This is a genomic window from Neptuniibacter sp. SY11_33, assembly GCF_047778025.1.
GTDB lineage: Bacteria > Pseudomonadota > Gammaproteobacteria > Pseudomonadales > Balneatricaceae > Neptuniibacter.
Window position 1 is genome coordinate 1,506,083 of the sequence record NZ_CP180543.1, and the last position, 16,292, is coordinate 1,522,374.

General features: G+C 43.5%; 15 protein-coding genes. 14 read left to right on the plus strand and 1 reads right to left on the minus strand.

Annotation, left to right across the window (positions count from 1 at the left end; genetic code table 11):
* The first annotated feature begins 35 nt into the window (after window positions 1-35).
* A complete protein-coding gene (locus ACMXYV_RS07065; RefSeq protein ID WP_415891059.1) occupies window positions 36-1,250 on the plus strand; it encodes a UbiH/UbiF/VisC/COQ6 family ubiquinone biosynthesis hydroxylase in 1,215 nt (404 codons plus the stop codon).
* A gap of 108 nt (window positions 1,251-1,358) precedes the next feature.
* Here the strand turns inward: ACMXYV_RS07065 and ACMXYV_RS07070 are convergent, their stop codons facing one another.
* The gene (locus ACMXYV_RS07070; RefSeq protein ID WP_415891060.1) at window positions 1,359-1,868 is read right to left on the minus strand and encodes a phasin family protein; all 510 of its coding nucleotides are present in this window, start codon (window positions 1,866-1,868) and stop codon (window positions 1,359-1,361) included.
* Between the two features lie 479 nt (window positions 1,869-2,347).
* On the opposite strand from ACMXYV_RS07070, the gene ACMXYV_RS07075 reads away from it, so the two are divergent.
* From ACMXYV_RS07075 to ACMXYV_RS07135, 13 genes are all read left to right on the plus strand, one after another.
* Entirely contained in the window at window positions 2,348-5,269 is a 2,922-nt protein-coding gene (locus tag ACMXYV_RS07075; RefSeq protein WP_415891062.1) for an insulinase family protein, read from the plus strand.
* 35 nt (window positions 5,270-5,304) lie between these two features.
* Window positions 5,305-6,207 (plus strand): DMT family transporter, encoded by a 903-nt coding sequence (locus ACMXYV_RS07080; RefSeq protein ID WP_415891063.1) that lies wholly within the window; start codon window positions 5,305-5,307, stop codon window positions 6,205-6,207.
* A 174-nt stretch (window positions 6,208-6,381) separates the two neighbouring features.
* A complete protein-coding gene (hpf, locus tag ACMXYV_RS07085) occupies window positions 6,382-6,732 on the plus strand; it encodes a ribosome hibernation-promoting factor, HPF/YfiA family (protein WP_415884297.1) in 351 nt (116 codons plus the stop codon).
* A 149-nt stretch (window positions 6,733-6,881) separates the two neighbouring features.
* Window positions 6,882-7,397: a flavodoxin gene (locus ACMXYV_RS07090; protein WP_415891064.1), complete on the plus strand. Its 516-nt coding sequence runs from the start codon at window positions 6,882-6,884 to the stop codon at window positions 7,395-7,397.
* A 127-nt stretch (window positions 7,398-7,524) separates the two neighbouring features.
* Window positions 7,525-9,381, plus strand: coding sequence for a CHASE2 domain-containing protein (locus tag ACMXYV_RS07095; protein WP_415891066.1), 1,857 nt, complete (start codon window positions 7,525-7,527; stop codon window positions 9,379-9,381).
* Entirely contained in the window at window positions 9,371-9,832 is a 462-nt protein-coding gene (locus tag ACMXYV_RS07100) for an SH3 domain-containing protein (protein WP_415891068.1), read from the plus strand. The genes ACMXYV_RS07095 and ACMXYV_RS07100 overlap by 11 nt, the downstream gene beginning before the upstream one ends.
* 3 nt (window positions 9,833-9,835) lie before the next feature.
* Window positions 9,836-10,708 (plus strand): M48 family metalloprotease, encoded by an 873-nt coding sequence (locus ACMXYV_RS07105; protein ID WP_415891070.1) that lies wholly within the window; start codon window positions 9,836-9,838, stop codon window positions 10,706-10,708.
* Window positions 10,709-10,736: 28 nt separating this feature from the next.
* Window positions 10,737-11,228, plus strand: coding sequence for a GNAT family N-acetyltransferase (locus ACMXYV_RS07110; protein WP_415891072.1), 492 nt, complete (start codon window positions 10,737-10,739; stop codon window positions 11,226-11,228).
* A 58-nt stretch (window positions 11,229-11,286) separates the two neighbouring features.
* The gene (locus ACMXYV_RS07115; RefSeq protein WP_415891074.1) at window positions 11,287-11,865 is read left to right on the plus strand and encodes a class I SAM-dependent methyltransferase; all 579 of its coding nucleotides are present in this window, start codon (window positions 11,287-11,289) and stop codon (window positions 11,863-11,865) included.
* 232 nt (window positions 11,866-12,097) lie between these two features.
* Complete coding sequence (locus ACMXYV_RS07120) at window positions 12,098-12,781, plus strand: TIGR00153 family protein (RefSeq protein ID WP_415891076.1); 684 nt, start codon at window positions 12,098-12,100, stop codon at window positions 12,779-12,781.
* Window positions 12,782-12,799: 18 nt separating this feature from the next.
* The gene (locus ACMXYV_RS07125) at window positions 12,800-14,065 is read left to right on the plus strand and encodes an inorganic phosphate transporter (RefSeq protein WP_415891078.1); all 1,266 of its coding nucleotides are present in this window, start codon (window positions 12,800-12,802) and stop codon (window positions 14,063-14,065) included.
* 172 nt (window positions 14,066-14,237) lie between these two features.
* A complete protein-coding gene (locus tag ACMXYV_RS07130) occupies window positions 14,238-15,671 on the plus strand; it encodes an aspartate kinase (RefSeq protein ID WP_415891080.1) in 1,434 nt (477 codons plus the stop codon).
* Window positions 15,672-15,763: 92 nt separating this feature from the next.
* Entirely contained in the window at window positions 15,764-16,273 is a 510-nt protein-coding gene (locus tag ACMXYV_RS07135; protein WP_415891081.1) for a hypothetical protein, read from the plus strand.
* Window positions 16,274-16,292 lie beyond the last annotated feature (19 nt).

Sequence of the window (16,292 nt, forward strand, 5' to 3'; positions counted from 1 at the left end):
GGGGCAGTCAAAAAAAAGTAAGTTGGTTGGGAATTATGAATACGCGTTACGATGTCGTCATTGTCGGTGGTGGTATGGTGGGGGCAACGATTGCTTGTGCTCTTGGGAATAGCCCGTTATCAGTCGCTGTCTTGGAAAGTCGATATCCTGCGGAATATGAACCTTCTCAACCAAATGATTTGCGTGTTTCTGCGATAAGTGTTGCTTCTGAGAATATTCTTCAGAGGGTCGGTGCATGGGAGGGGATTCTCTCTCGTCGCAGTTGTCCTTACCGACGTATGAAGGTTTGGGAAGCAAGCGAAGATAAGGCATCAACCGAATTTGTTTCTGATAATATTGGCCGTGATCACCTTGGACATATTGTCGAAAATCGTGTGATTCAGCTAGCACTCTTAGAGCGCTTACAGACGTTTGAAAATGTTGATCTGATCTGTCCCGCTGAAGTTGAGGTTATCGATTATTCTCCTGGTAGCAGTATCGTTAGATTGAAAGATGATCGTGAAATAATTGGACGTCTACTTATTGCTGCAGATGGTGGTGAGTCTCGTGTTCGTCAAGCAGCAGGTATAGGCGTAACCCGTTGGGACTATGAACAGCATGCACTGGTTGCCTCTGTGACGACTAAGTTTGCTCAAGAAGATATTACTTGGCAGCAGTTTACACCGACAGGCCCGCTTGCTTTTCTACCTCTTGCAGGAAATAACGCCTCTCTGGTTTGGTATAACACACCGGATAATGTTAAACGTCTCTTGGCTCAGGATGATGAAAGCTTTATGGAAGAGCTTAAATCCACTTTTCCTGATGCGCTGGGTGAAATTGATCAGTTGCTAAGTCGTGGAGCATTTCCGCTTCGGCGCCAACATGCACAGCAATACGTTTTAGAAGGTCTTGCTTTAGCAGGTGATGCGGCCCATATGATCCATCCTCTAGCTGGCCAGGGCGTGAATATTGGCCTGCTTGATGCTGCTGCTCTCTCAGAAGTGATTTTAGCGGCTGCAAATACCGGTGAAGATGTTACGGAATTGGGGTTGTTGCAGGAGTATGAAAAGCAGCGCCGTAAGCATAATTTATTGATGATGCAGACGATGGATGCATTCTACCGTGTATTTAGTAATCAGAGTGGTCCACTCAAAGTTTTGCGCAATATCGGGTTAGGTTTGGCGGGTCGTGTGACACCAGCTAAAAATAAAGTTATGCAATTTGCGATGGGTTTGGAAGGGCCCTTACCTGAAATGGCCAAAGAGCAATAATCCAAGACTAAAATAAAAAAAGCCGGTCTGGGAGACCGGCAAAAAATTCGGCTGAATAAACCAGCCAGAGTAGAGAAGTGGGGTCGTTACGTGACCCCCAACGATGAATTACTCAGCAGTTGCTGCTTTTTTCGCAGGTGCTTTCTTAGCTGGAGCTTTTTTCGCAGGTGCTTTCTTAGCTGGAGCAGCTGCTTTTTCAGCTGGTGCTGCTTCAGTTTGCGTTGCGTTAGCTACAACAGCGGAAGTTGCTTCAGCAGCTTCAGTTAGAAACTTGTTGAAATCAGACATGTAAGGCATTTCGCGGATTTCGCTAAGGCTCTTTTCAACGATTTCAGAAATCTCTTCTTTTGCAGAGTTAAGAGCAGCTAGCTCTTTTTCTGCAGTCGCAGTAGTTTTGCTCTCTAGTGCTTTGAAGAACTCAACTTGAAGCTCAACTGCTTCTTTAGGCTCTTTTACTTCAGACAGAGCTTTTAGCTGAGCTACGCTTGAATCTACGAAATCAGTTACATATTCAGACTGCAAAGAGAACAGAGTTTCTAGTGCTTTTTTGTTCACTTCAGCAACGTCGATTGCTGGTTGCATTTTTTCCTGAACATCTTTCATTAGATCATCGTACATTTTCCATTCCTCTGAGAATCTTTAATAAAGTGTTTTTGTGCGTTGCAGCATTTGAGATAAATATAGTGGTTAATAAATAACCTGTCAAATATTTTTTTGTGCATTGCACAAAAATATTTGTATGGTTGGTTTTTTTTGATTAAGCCTATATATAACAATAGGTTAATAGAGGTGTAACAAATGGTTTAAGTTTCACTAAAATCAGTTTTATTAGCTGTTTTTGCAGGAAATTAGAAAATATTGAGGCTTAATTGCACCTGCTTTGTGCCTATATGGGTCTATAGGTTGTTCATATATGCAAATAGCTATTACAATCAGATGATAGTGCTATGGCCCAAATTTAGGGCTTTTATGGGATAGGGCGGCTACAGCAGAATTGGTAATCTGCTAGTGTAGTTGGCCCTACCTAAATACCTCGGGACAGATAGCAATTTGTAGCTTGGATAGATGTCCCTTTAGTAACAGGATCAAGTATTTTCATGACGCAATCGAATACAGTCGTAGAATCACACTCATCTTTTGAATTTGTGAGATCAGAAAAGATCGAGTCATTAGGAATCGATGTGACGGAATACGAGCATAAGCAGACTGGCCTTTCGCATTTCCATATAGCGGCAGATCATACTGAGAATGTTTTCCTTGTCGGTCTAAGGACTGTGCCGGAAGACTCAAAAGGTGTTGCGCATATTCTAGAGCACACCGCTTTGTGTGGTAGTGAGCGTTTTCCAGTACGTGATCCGTTCTTTATGATGACGCGCCGTTCACTTAATACATTCATGAACGCGATGACGAGCAGTGACTGGACCTCTTATCCATTTGCTAGTCAAAACCGCAAAGATTTCTTCAACCTCTTAGATGTCTATCTTGATGCTGTATTCTTCAGTCGTTTAGATCCATTGGATTTTGAACAAGAAGGTCATCGAATCGAGTTTTCAGAAACGGGTGATGCTGAATCCGATTTAGAATACAAAGGCGTTGTATATAATGAGATGAAAGGTGCTATGAGTTCACCGGTTTCTCGTTTGTGGCAGTCAGTAACTAAATATCTGTTCCCGACAACGACCTATCATCACAATAGCGGCGGTGAGCCAGAAAGCATCCCTGACCTTAGCTATGATGAGCTAATTGAGTTTTATAAAACCCATTACCACCCAAGTAATGCGGTAATCATGACCTTTGGTGATATTCCTGCTACTGAACTTCAAGGGTTCTTTGAAGAGAAAGCGCTAAGCCGTTTCGAAAAGCTTGGCACCTCTATCGAAATTCATGATGAGAAACGCTACCACTCGCCATTGCGAGTGGAAGAAGGGTACGACCTTGATCAAGAGGATCTAAGTGGTAAAACACACCATGTTCTAGCTTGGCTTCTTGGTCATTCCAACGATTTAGAAGCACAACTTAAAGCGCACCTGATGTCACGTGTGTTACTGGATAATAGTGCTTCCCCGCTACGTTACGCACTTGAGTCAACTGATCTAGGAAGTGCACCTTCCCCGTTATGCGGTTTAGAAGATTCCAATCGTGAAATGAGCTTCATGTGCGGTATCGAAGGTAGTGAGTCAGAATCTGCTGCTGAGTTTGAAAAACTGGTATTGGATACCTTACAGAAGGTTGCTGAAGAAGGTGTCCCTCAAGCTATGCTGGACGCTCAGTTGCATCAATTAGAGCTGCAGCAGCGTGAAATTAATGGTGATGGTTATCCTTATGGCCTTAGCTTGATCATGTCTTCACTCGGGGCTGCGGTAAACAAAGGCGATCCAATCGCTATTCTGAACCTAGATCCAGTGCTCGAAAAGCTGCGTGAAGAGATTAAGCAGCCTGACTTTGTGCAGTCCATGGTTAAAGAGCTGCTAGATAACCCTCATCGTGTTCGTTTGACTTTACGCCCAGACAACAAACTTGCGGCTAGTCGTGATGCTGCAGAGAAAGCACAGTTGGCTCAAATTAAAGCGGGTTTATCGGATGACGATAAACAACAGCTAATTGATCGTGCTGCTGAGCTAGCGGAACGACAAGAGCAGGTCGATGATGAATCGATCCTACCGAAGGTGACCTTGAACGATGTGCCAGATGAAATGTCAGTGCCGGAAAATGTGGCGGTTGATTCTACTCTGCCTTTGACGCGTTATGACCGTGGTACCAACGGTATTGTTTATCAGCAGGTTATTATGCAGCTTCCGCAGTTAACTGAAGATGAGCAGCACATACTGCCGCTTTACAGCTATCTTCTTACTGAATTGGGTTGCGGTGATCGTACTTATCAAGAAAATCAGCAGTATCAAACAGAAGTGACGGGTGGCGTTCATGGTTTTGCTTCAGTAAGAGGGGCACCTGACAATGAGCAAGACGTAAAAGGCTACTTCACATTAACGGGTAAAGCCTTAGTATCGAAACATGAGGCGTTGTTAGATCTGTTAAAAGAGACGCTGCAATTCGCTCGCTTTGATGAATTGCCTCGTATTCGTGAAGTCGTATCTCAACAGCGCACTCGGAAAGAACAAAGTATCACAGGGCAAGGCCATGCATTCGCAATGATGGCTGCAGCTGCGAAAATGAGCCCTGCAGCATCATTATCTCATGCAACAAAAGGTCTTGAATCTATCTGCTATTACAAGCAGCTAGATGATCAGCTAGAGAATGAAGATGCTCTTAAACAGCTTTCACAACGTCTACAAGAGTTGCATAGCAAGATCCAGCTTGCACCGCGTCAATACCTTGTAGTGGCTGAAGACGAGTATCAGGCTAGTGTTCAGAGCTACTTAGAGTCCATCTGGGCGGATGTTCCGAGCGAAACTACTGCCGGATTCTTGCTGCCAGAGTTACGTAGCAAGGTGAAACAGGCTTGGGTTACCAGTACACAGGTAAGCTTCTGTGCTAAAGCATTCCCTACCGTGGCGGTAGATCACCCTGATTCAGCGCCACTTACAATCTTGGGGGACTTCTTACGTAATGGCTATTTACACCGCGTCATTCGTGAGAAAGGTGGCGCTTATGGTTCTGGTGCTGGTCAGGATTCTGGTGATGCAGCTTTCCGTTTCTTCTCTTACCGTGATCCTCGTTTATCTGAAACGTTGGATGACTTTGATGGTGCAGTGAAATGGCTTCTGGAGACCGAGCATGAGGCTCAGAAACTAGAAGAAGCGATTCTGGGTGTTGTAAGCTCGATTGATAAGCCAGGTTCGCCGGCCGGTGAAGCTAAGCAAGCATTTCACAGCTCTTTATTTGGACGCACACCCGAGCAACGCAAAGCGTTCCGTGCGCACATCTTGAATGTGACAGTGGATGATTTGAAGCGAGTTGCTAAAACTTACCTTCTGGATAAAGAAGGCAGTGTGGCTGTAGTTACCAGTAAAGAACAGGCGGATAGTCTATCCAATGACTTTGAAGTAATTGACGTCTAATTAAGGTAAGATTCGGCTGGCGATCAAGGTGGATTTTGATCGCTAGCCATTTATTCTTTAATTACCCTCAATCATCTATGCCCACACAAGCGCTTTATCAAGGTGCGCTGTTTATCATTTTGTCTGAACTGTTTTTAGTTTGTTCTGGCATGGTCGTAAAGCAGATCACTCATCAGCTACCCACAGAAATTATCGTATTTGCCCGTAACCTCTTTGCGTTAATTCTATTGATGCCTTGGTTATTGCGAAATGGGATATCCTCGATTAAAACGAGCTCGCTCCGGTTTCATGTCGCGCGCGCAACGGTCGGTGTGACGGCAATGATGTGTCTCTATTATTCATGGGGACATTTACCTTTAGCAGAAGCTGCTTTGATCAAACAAACTGCACCGTTCTTTATTCCATTGTTCGCCTTATGGTGGTTGGGTGAAAAGATTTCAGGTGTGGTTAAAGTGGCAATATGTGTCGGCTTCTTGGGCGTTTTTCTAGTGTTGAATCCCGGGCAAGGATCTCTCAACGTTGCAGTCCTTATAGCGCTATTTGGTGCAATGTTAGGTGCGTTTGCAAAAGTTATCATCCGTCGTATGAGCGATACAGAACCAGCCAGCCGTATCGTATTTTATTTCGCTTTGTTTAGTACCGTTTTAGCTTTTCCGCCAGCCATGCTCAATTGGGTTACGCCGAATTTAGTTGAACTGGGTTGGTTATTGCTGATGGCGATTACCTCAACCGTTGCTCAGTTATTATTGAGTAAAGGCTATGGTCTTGCACCAGCAGGGCAGCTGGGGCCATATACATACGCTTCAGTTGTTTTTGCAGCGCTATTTGGTTGGTTGGTATGGGATGAAGTATTAGGCGTCTATAGCTTAATAGGCTTGTGCTTGATCTTCTCGGCGGGGTTGTTATCGCTTTCTTCCCGTAAAATAGTTAGATCCTAGTAACAACTGTTTGGTGTTTGAACAGTTTTGTCTGTTAGCTATCAATTTTTCTTCATGTAGGGAAAAAAGTACTTGTAATCCATTGTCAGAGTGGTACTACTGTAAGTGTACAAGGGCGCAAAAAAATATTAATTCACAGCGCTCTCACGGCAACAAGGCATTAAGGATTTGCACATGAATATCAAAATTACTCACCGCAATGCTAAAGTTTCTGACAGTGTAAAAGAGAAAGTAGAGGAATGGCTGAACAGCAGCCAAGAACGTTACGAAGTTATTACTAGTGCTCACGTTATTATTGAAAAAAATGATCGTGAGGATGTCGCAGAAGCAACAATTCACGTAGCAGGTAAAGATATCTTTGCGAAAGCATCCGCTGATAACTTATATGCTGCTCTGGATGCGATGGCTGATAAAATCGATCGTCAGCTTGATAAGATTCACCAGAAAAACGTGAATAAGAAGGGAAATCAGAGACCCGCCGCAACAGTTGAAATGGCAGCGGATGAGGAACTCAGTTTAGCCTGATAGAGGATTTAAAGTTTCTAAAGCCCAGCTATATGCTGGGCTTTTTCGTTTATAGAACAAAATTTTATATGCACCATGCTTGCATCTACACCGTGATTAGATGGATAATGATAACTGTTATCATTAGCGTGTAGGTATTGGAGTAGGTAGTGAAGGCAGCGTTATTTTACGGCACCACAACAGGTAATACTGGCGATATTGCAGATAAGATTAAAGGTAGTTGGGATGCCGGCGAACTAGAGTTATTTGATGTCGCAGACAGTTCACTCTCTGCAGCAAAAGACTTTGATATTCTTATTTTTGCTATACCTACGTGGGATTATGGTGAAGTTCAGGAAGATTGGTTGGAAGTTTGGGATGAAGTTGACCAGTTGGATTTTAGTGGTAAACAGGCTGCCTTTATCGGTCTTGGTGATCAGTTTGGCTATCCTGAATGGTTTGTCGATGCAATGGGTATGCTGCACGACAAAATTGTAGCGAAAGGCGCAGAGATTGTTGGTCACTGGTCTGTAGAAGGTTATGAATTTGAAGAATCTAAAGCACTAACGGCCGATAAAAAACATTTTATCGGTTTGGCTCTAGATGAAGATTGGCAGCGAGATCAAACCGATGAACGTCTTTCTGATTGGTTAGATCAGGTTAAATTGGAGTTAGGTGTTTTCTAAACTAACTACCTGAATCTTAAGAGCCCTGTTTTTACGGGGCTTTTTTGTGTCTGTCGATCTCTGGCCTATGCTGTATTAAAGGTACTTTCTTTAGGGTACTAAGAACCTAGGTCAGATAGGGATAGCCATGCCGGCCAGCAAACTACGCTCGGAAATTAAAGCGACCTCAGTGCTGAGTATTTTATTCGGCTTATTCGCTGCCTTTAATTTCCATTCACCACTGCTTCCGCAATTAGAGAATTACTGGCTTGATTGGACGCTTCAACAGCGAGCAGAGGAAAGAATTGCAAGTGAGCATATCGTGGTTATCGATATAGATGACGCGAGCCTCAATAATCTTGCGCCTATTGCGGGTGGTTGGCCTTGGCCAAGGGCTGTTCATGCTGAGCTGGTGGAGTTGTTACAGTTACAGAAGCCAGCAGCCGTAGTCTTTGATGTTCTGTTTGCTGATAGAGATATTTTTAATCCAGAAAGTGATCTGTATTTTAGCGAAGTGTTGGCCGCATCGAATAATGTCTATCTGCCGTTTTTACATCTTCAAACCTATTCTGATCATTTGTTTCCACGTTTAGATCAATATCCAGAAACCGTTCCCATTCAAAAGCCGGATACAGTTTCGTCTATCCCTCATGCAAGTTTGGTATTACCTAATGCGGTTGACGCGAACGTTTGGCGTTTAGGCAGTATTAATTTTCATCCGGATGAAGATGGTGTCGGGCGTAAGTATGCTGCAATACATCCTATATCCGATTGGGGAATCATGACGATGCCAGCGCGAATTGCTGTTGATCTTAATGGTTTTGAAATAAAAGAACGGTCAATTTGGATCGATTGGTATCAAGGCAAAGGAGAGCCTTATCCTAGGCTCTCTTATAGCGAAGTGTATACCCATTTAAGTCAAGGTGATGATTTCAAAGAGGCTAACTATTTTAAGGACAAAATCATTATTATCGGTTCTACTGCTGCGGGTTTACATGATATCCAAGTTACACCGATTACCAGCACTTACCCCGGCGTTTTTATCCTTGCTACAGCTATTAATAATTTTTTGGAACAGAGCTTTCTGCAACCAGTAGATGCTTTGCTGGTGTTAGTGATTGTGGGCGTAAGTTTTTGTGTTTTATTACTATTGCTGGTTCGTGTGGCTAATTTCTATTACGCGCTCATTGGAATAGGAGGGGTAATCGGCATAAACGCACTGTTTAGCTATCTGCTTTTAATAAATAATGGGGTTAGGTTTCCAGTCATGACTTGGCTGGTGGCTTATATACTTGTTGCGGTTTCATTTTACGCATTCCGCTTACTACAGCAGCAAAGGGAGATGAAAAAAACGGTTGATATTTTTGGTCGTTTTTTGGACCCGAAAGTTGTAAAGATTTTGCTTGATCAAGGAATCACCGACCAAGCTTTAGCGGGAAAAAGCACGCGTGTAACTATCTTATTCACTGATATTCGTGAGTTTACACATCTTTCTGAATACCGTAGTGCTACCGAAATTGTAGAGCTACTCAATCACTACTTTTCTCGCCAAGTAGAAGTTATTTTTCAGCATAAAGGCACGCTCGATAAGTTTATTGGTGATGCCATTATGGCGTTTTGGGGTGAGCCTATTGAAAATCCCGGTCAAGAGATTGCTGCTGTGAATGCCGCTTTGGATATGGTGGATCAAATGATCAGTTTTAGACGGGAGTTTGGTTTATTTGATTTCGATATAGGTATTGGCCTCCATACGGGCGAGGTTGTTGTTGGGGCTATAGGTACCCAAAGTCGCTACGATTACACTGCCATTGGTGATGCTGTAAACGTAGCCAGTCGTATCGAAGGGCTGACTAAAGAAACAGGTCGAAGGATTTTGGTTTCTGAAGAAACTCGACAGGCATGTGGGGATGCTTTTGACTTCGAGCTGATTGGTGACTATAAGGTTAAAGGCCGGGAAAAATTGGTAACCGTCTATCAGCCAAGGAGGTTGAGTGATGAACCTTAAATTACTAATTATCGGTCTACCATTTATGTGCTCCACTTGGGCGACCGCTCAAACTGCTTACACAGTCAGAGATATCTCTGTCTATCAAACCCCCTCAATTTCTAGCGCTGTCGTCACGAAACTCTCTAAAAAATCTTCTGTAAACATCCTGCGACGTAATGGAGGTTGGTACGAAGTACGCACGGGTAACACTCACTCCGGTTGGGTAAAAATGATTAACCTTCGTTATGTGAGTAAGCCGAGTACCCAACAGGTTGCTGGCAATATGCAGTATCGCTCTAAAACAACGCTGACCACGGGCGTTAGAGGGCTGGATGAAGGTGGGATTATATCGAGTGGATCAGGTGTCTCTCTTAGTAAAGTAAAAGGCTATAAAGTCAGTGCAGATGTAGCTGCTAAGTTTGCACGGGCAGGGGGATTGAAAGCACGAAGCATGAATTATGTGGAGTAGCTTATGTTTACATTGAAAAAAAACGCTATCAAAGGGGTTATTACCAGTTTTCTATTGATGGGTTTAAGCGGCTGTCAGGTCAATAACATCAATCTAACCCCTTTAATGGAAGCTGGTAAAAAATCGACCGATCTATTTGAGAAAAGCTTGGCTGAAGAAGTTGAGATAGGTGAGGAAGTAAGTACCGTTCTGCTTCAAAAAGCCTCTATTTATAATGTGCGAGATGTTCAAAGTTATGTGAACTCTGTGGGAATGTGGCTCGCACAACAAACTGAACGAACCGATATCCCTTGGACCTTCTCAGTGATACGAGATGATAGTTTTAATGCTTTCGCTACCCCTGGTGGATTTATCTATATCACAACGGGGACTCTAGAGCAGTTGCAGAGCGAAGCTGAACTTGCGGGTGTGCTAGCTCATGAAATTGCGCATGTGGTTCAAAAACATCATCTCCGTGCTATTCAGAAAGAAGCTAAAATCGGCATCGCTGCAGATATCGCGCGTTTCTTGCGAGACAGTCAAAGCGACTCTTCAGATAGTAGTGGGGCTACGGTTTTTGGTGATCATTCTGTAGAAAATAAACTGCTAAACACCATCCAAGATGTTTACAGTGATGGTTTGGCACGAAGTGATGAGTTGGAAGCGGACAAAATGGGTATGGTGATCGCTGCCAGAGCTGGTTACGATCCCATGGCTTATATCGCTGTATTGCAAAAGATCGATGCTCAACAGGATGATAGTGCCTTTTGGCAGGCTTTTAGTAAGCGCCACCCAAGCGCTGAAGATCGGTTGGCAGAACTGTATAAGTTAGCGGATCAGATGTCTTATATAGAAGGTAAAGAACTTAATAATCGTTATTCCAAAATGATAAAGTAGGTATACAAGGAATATCGGAATATATGTCATGGATCTTTCCCATAAAGAATCTTTTCAAATCTGTTTGGCCGGCCTAGACCGCATAGATGATGTGCTTAAGCAGTGGCAGCAACTTACATCTTACCTGCCTATTCACCATGCTAAGCCATTTGGCTTGCCTGTTCCGGAATATCTTGAGAAGCAGCTTCTGCATACTCTTGAGCAATGTATTGAACGAGATGATGCAATGATATTTATCGCTGAGGGCGATAAGCTTTTTGGGACGATTGCAGCTATTCTGAACCAGCAAACCGCTTATACTCAGCCAAATAGCAGTGTGTTGTTTAATTTATGGGTAGAACCTGATCAACGCAGAAAAGGGATAGGGCAAGCATTAGTCGCGGAAGCTAAAAGCTGGCTTAAAGCTCAAGGCGTAACTTCAGTTCAGGCAGGATGGCACCCGGGCAATCCTGAGGCTGATCGTTTTTGGCTGAAACAAGGATTTTCACCTTACGAAACGATTGGCGCTGCTTTCATGTAATTCAGTAACCATCATAAATGCCCCTTTTTCTGTTTATCCTCTATTTTTAAGGAATTCAATGAGTAAAGCTCAAGAGAAATGGGATCAGCGATACATGGCAAAAAGCCAAGGTATAGAAGCTGAACCTATTGCACCGGAATATCTACAGCGCCAGTGGGATGTATTAAAAACAGGTCGTGTTTTAGATCTGGCAGCAGGAGATGGCGCTGCCTCTATCTTTTTGGCGAAAAAAGGTTTTAGCCCTGTAGCTACAGATATCTCACAAGTGGGTTTGGATCGTTTGTCTAAGGCAATGACTAAGTTGGGCTTGGAAGTGGAAACCGCTCAATTGGATCTAGAAGAGGAATCGGTGGATCTGTCAGATCTAGGACTATTCGATTCAATTGTTATCTCAAGATATAAACCAACTGATGGGTTATGGGAAAAGCTGCTTAGTCTATTGAAGCCTGAAGGTACATTATTAATGACTACGTTCAATCTGCTCCAGCATGAACGTACCGGATTTTCTAAGCGGTTCTGTTTAAGAGAAAACGAGCTTTTAGATCATTGCATTGAATTAGCTTTAGTGGATTTTGAATCTGATCGAAATCAGTCGGGGATGGATTCTTATATTTTTAAGAAAGAACCTAAGAAATAGATCTAAAATAAACCCTGCTATCATTATGTATATACATTGTGATGCAACGAATTTACAAGGCATATTCGCAGTACATCGCATGTCTGCCTTAGATCAAATATTTCAGTTTTTTTACCGAAAAATTACTGTTTTGTAACAAAACTGTAATTACTCTAGGAAATAATTCCGTCATAATTCGCGCGCCTGAACACAGGTGTGTTCAATTTTATTTTTGACTTTTAAGGTGCGTTGTATGGTAGCAACCAGTACCCCATTCTTGCAGATGTTTGCACGTTCACCGTTCAAACCAATGCAAGATCACATTGCCAAAGCGCAAGAGTGTGCTGTTGAACTTATTCCATTTTTCGATGCGGTGATCGCTGACGATTGGGAAGAAGCTGATAAAGTACAAGCGCGTATCGCTGTTTTAGAAGGCGAAGCGGATGCAATGAAGAAAGAGATTCGCCAGAATCTGCCTAAAAGTATTTTCCTTCCAGTTCCTCGTACGGATCTTTTAGAAGTTGTGCGTATGCAGGATAAAATTGCCAATCGTGCGAAAGATATCGCTGGCATTATGCTAGGCCGTCAAATGAAAGTGCCTGCAGAGATGCAAGAAGATATGAAAGACTACGTTCGTATGGCTCTGCAGACTTCTGAACAAGCATTGACTGCACTTAAAGAACTGGACGAATTGGTAAACAGTGGTTTCGGTGGTCATGAGATCGACGTCATCGAAAAAATGCTAGAAAAATTGGATGCCCTAGAGCACAACACGGATGAACACGAACGTGCTATTCGCCTAAAACTATTTAGCATCGAAAAAGAGCTTCCACCGGTAGATGTTATGTTCCTCTATCAGGTTATTAGTTCGATCGGTGACCTGGCAGATCGCGCACAACAGGTCGGTAGTCGTTTACAGCTATTAGTTGCTCGTTAATTCATTCGGTAAGTAAAGATGGAAATCATTTCTCAATACGGCCATATCCTTGTAATTATGGCATGTGTGTTTGGCTTCTTTATGGCTTGGGGTGTTGGTGCAAACGATGTTGCCAATGCCATGGGTACATCGGTTGGTTCAAAGGCATTGACTTTGAAGCAAGCGATTATGATCGCAATTATTTTCGAATTTCTTGGGGCTTATCTTGCGGGTGGTGCGGTAACAGCAACAATTCGTAAGGGGATTATAGACCCGGCGATCTTGTCTGGGACGCCTGATTTGCTGGTGTTTGGTATGTTATCTGCACTATTAGCTGCGGGTATCTGGTTGCTAATTGCTACTCACTTTGGTTGGCCTGTATCTACTACGCACTCTATCGTAGGTGCTATTGTTGGTTTCGCTGCAGTTGGTATCTCTGTTGATGCGGTTAACTGGGGCAAAGTATCGAAGATCGTAGCAAGCTGGGTAGTATCGCCGGTAACCGCCGGATTGATAGCCTTCTTCTTATTTAGAAGTGTGCAGAAGTTGATACTCGATACTGATAATCCTTTTGCTAACGCTAAGAAATATATCCCAGGTTATATCTTTCTAGTAGGCTTCATGGTTTCCATGGTGACTTTCACTAAGGGTCTTAAACACGTTGGTTTAGATCTGAGCTGGGGTCAAAGCGCATTAGCCTCTATTGGTATTGCTGTAATCATCATGTTGATCGGTATGAAGATGCAAAAACGCATCACACCTGATCCAGAAGCTGATCGTGAACACCACTTTACTAGTGTAGAGAAACTATTTGGTATCTTGATGATGTTCACTGCCTGTGCAATGGCTTTCGCTCACGGTTCTAACGATGTTGCGAACGCGGTAGGTCCTCTAGCTGCCGTTGTAGGTGTTGTATCTGCTGGTGGTGAAGTTGCACAGAAATCAGCAATGCCTGTATGGATCTTGCTGCTTGGTGGTGGCGGTATCGTTGCTGGTTTAGTTATGTACGGCCACAAGGTAATCGCAACTGTAGGTAACAACATTACTGAGCTTACACCAAGTCGTGGTTTCGCAGCGACGCTGGCTGCTGCAACGACAGTAGTATTTGCATCGGGTACTGGTTTGCCGATCTCGACTACTCACACCCTAGTAGGTGCTGTATTGGGTGTAGGTCTAGCACGTGGTATGGCTGCATTGAACCTGCGTATCGTAGGTACGATCTTTGTATCTTGGGTAGTGACGCTGCCTGCAGGTGCCGGTCTAGCGATTATGTTCTTCTTCATGTTTAAAGGTATGTTTACCTAAACATAGAACTGCATTAAGTAGAAAAGCCCTGTATTCGCGAGAATACGGGGCTTTTTTCTGTCTGAGGGCAATTAAATGATCACAAATCCATCATATTGATGTAAAATTTGGGCCCAATTTTTTGCTTTGGGAGTGAATCCCTAAGCTAGAACCAGAAATATCCGGAAAGAAGATGCATACAGTTGAGAAAATCGGCGGCACTTCCATGAGCCGCTTTGAGGAATTGATGGACACCATTTTGGTGGGTAAGCGCACCACACCAGAGGAACTGTATAACCGAATTTTTGTTGTGTCAGCTTATGGCGGTATTACCAACTATCTTCTTGAACACAAGAAAACCGGTGAGCCTGGTGTTTATGCACGTTTTGCTAACGCTGAAAGTGAACAAGCGTGGATCGATGAGCTAAGTAAAGTTCAGGCGAAAATGGAAGAGATCAACGCTGAACTTTTCGTCGATATGGAATTTGAGCGAAATGCAGCTGATGCATTTGTAATCGAGCGTTTAAATGACGTTCGTGATTGCATGAAGAGCCTGCACCACCTATGTACTTATGGTCACTTCCAGTTGGAAGAGCACCTGATGAAAGTACGTGAGATGCTAGCATCGATTGGTGAGGCGCACAGTGCATATAACTCGGTACTGGTTCTACGTAAATCAGGTATCAATGCTCGCTTTGTTGACCTGACTGGTTGGCACCTTGATCAACCTCTGCCGTTTGAAGAGATGGTTAAGACTCAGTTTGCTGACGTTCAGATCGACAAAGAGATGGTGATTGCTACGGGCTACACTCATTGTGAAGAAGGTCTAATGAAGACTTTTGACCGTGGTTACAGCGAGATGACTTTTAGCACGATTGCGACTGTAACTGGCGCTGATGAAGCGATTATCCATAAGGAATATCACTTGAGTTCCGCAGATCCAATGCTAGTCGGAACTGACAATGTAGTGACAATCGGTGCGACCAATTATGATGTAGCCGATCAGCTGTCTAACTTAGGTATGGAAGCTATCCATCCAAAAGCTGCGAAAGGTTTGCGTCGTAATGGTGTCAAATTGCGCATCAAGAACGCGTTTGAGCCAGAGCACGAAGGTACGGTTATCTGTCAGGATTACCACAGCAACGCTCCTCGTGTGGAGATCATTGCGGGTCGCAATGATGTCTTTGGTATCGAAATCTTTGACCAAGAGATGCTTGGTGATGCGGCGTACGATATTGAAATTTCTAAGCTTTTAGCTCAGTTGAAACTTTACGTGATCAACAAAGACGCTGATGCGAACAGTATCACTTACTATGTTGGTGGCTCTCGTAAGATGGTTAACCGTGCAACACGCCTAATGGAAGAGATGTACCCAGAAGGCCAGATCCGTCTGCACAATCTAGCGATCGTTTCTGCTATCGGTTCACACATGAAGGTTAAAGGTATTCTTGCTCGTACGGTAAGTGCTTTAGCTGAAGCAGATATCAACGTAATGGCGCTTCATCAGTCAATTCGTCAAGTTGAGATGCAGTGTGTTGTTTCTGAAGATGATTACGAGAAAGCGATCATTGCATTGCACGCAGCTCTGATTGAACAAAGCCCGCAGAACGTAAATACTGCAGCTTAATCGCAAACTTCTGTAAAGCCCGCGCAAGCGGGCTTTTTTATTTCTCTATTTCCAACTAATCTGCTTACTATTCTTGGTAAGGCGGAAAACTGATGGAAAAGCACTCTCTTGAGTTTCTTTATACAGCACTAAAATCTGCAGAAGAGCACGTGCGTAGCTTTGATACTAAAGCGCAGATTGTCGGTGTGGGTTACATTTTTACAGCTGGCTTAATCCATACGATCGGTTCAACGTTGCCGCAAAGAGATGATTACATCTCCAGCATATTGGCGATCATCCTCTCTTGGGGATTGGTAATCGGGCCGATCATTTTATTTGGTGCGGTTTTATACCCCACGCGCAATACGGCGCCAAAAGTGGGAGAAGAGCACAGTAAAGTCTTAAAACTCTTTTTCACTGATAGTGAGCATTCCGAATCGACAGGGCATTACCTTAAAGCGCTGGAAAGTTCTGATCTACGGGTCGAGCTGACCTATGAGTTATTAAAAGTATCGGGTCTTCGTAATTTGAAACGTAACCGATTTCTACGCGCATTATGGGCCGCATTAATCTGTTTAATTATGTTATTTGGTCTTCAGCTTTATCGCGCTGTAATCGCTTAAAGTGTAAACGCACTTCTAT

What these genes read in the sequence shown, in the direction of transcription:
- hpf (WP_415884297.1), top strand. Translation starts at nt 6,382, where the DNA reads ATGAATATCAAAATTACTCACCGCAATGCTAAAGTTTCTGACAGTGTA.
- ACMXYV_RS07070 (WP_415891060.1), bottom strand. Translation starts at nt 1,868, where the DNA reads ATGTACGATGATCTAATGAAAGATGTTCAGGAAAAAATGCAACCAGCA.
- ACMXYV_RS07130 (WP_415891080.1), top strand. Translation starts at nt 14,238, where the DNA reads ATGCATACAGTTGAGAAAATCGGCGGCACTTCCATGAGCCGCTTTGAG.
- ACMXYV_RS07110 (WP_415891072.1), top strand. Translation starts at nt 10,737, where the DNA reads ATGGATCTTTCCCATAAAGAATCTTTTCAAATCTGTTTGGCCGGCCTA.
- ACMXYV_RS07115 (WP_415891074.1), top strand. Translation starts at nt 11,287, where the DNA reads ATGAGTAAAGCTCAAGAGAAATGGGATCAGCGATACATGGCAAAAAGC.
- ACMXYV_RS07125 (WP_415891078.1), top strand. Translation starts at nt 12,800, where the DNA reads ATGGAAATCATTTCTCAATACGGCCATATCCTTGTAATTATGGCATGT.
- ACMXYV_RS07100 (WP_415891068.1), top strand. Translation starts at nt 9,371, where the DNA reads ATGAACCTTAAATTACTAATTATCGGTCTACCATTTATGTGCTCCACT.
- ACMXYV_RS07135 (WP_415891081.1), top strand. Translation starts at nt 15,764, where the DNA reads ATGGAAAAGCACTCTCTTGAGTTTCTTTATACAGCACTAAAATCTGCA.
- ACMXYV_RS07075 (WP_415891062.1), top strand. Translation starts at nt 2,348, where the DNA reads ATGACGCAATCGAATACAGTCGTAGAATCACACTCATCTTTTGAATTT.
- ACMXYV_RS07095 (WP_415891066.1), top strand. Translation starts at nt 7,525, where the DNA reads ATGCCGGCCAGCAAACTACGCTCGGAAATTAAAGCGACCTCAGTGCTG.
- ACMXYV_RS07065 (WP_415891059.1), top strand. Translation starts at nt 36, where the DNA reads ATGAATACGCGTTACGATGTCGTCATTGTCGGTGGTGGTATGGTGGGG.
- ACMXYV_RS07120 (WP_415891076.1), top strand. Translation starts at nt 12,098, where the DNA reads ATGGTAGCAACCAGTACCCCATTCTTGCAGATGTTTGCACGTTCACCG.
- ACMXYV_RS07105 (WP_415891070.1), top strand. Translation starts at nt 9,836, where the DNA reads ATGTTTACATTGAAAAAAAACGCTATCAAAGGGGTTATTACCAGTTTT.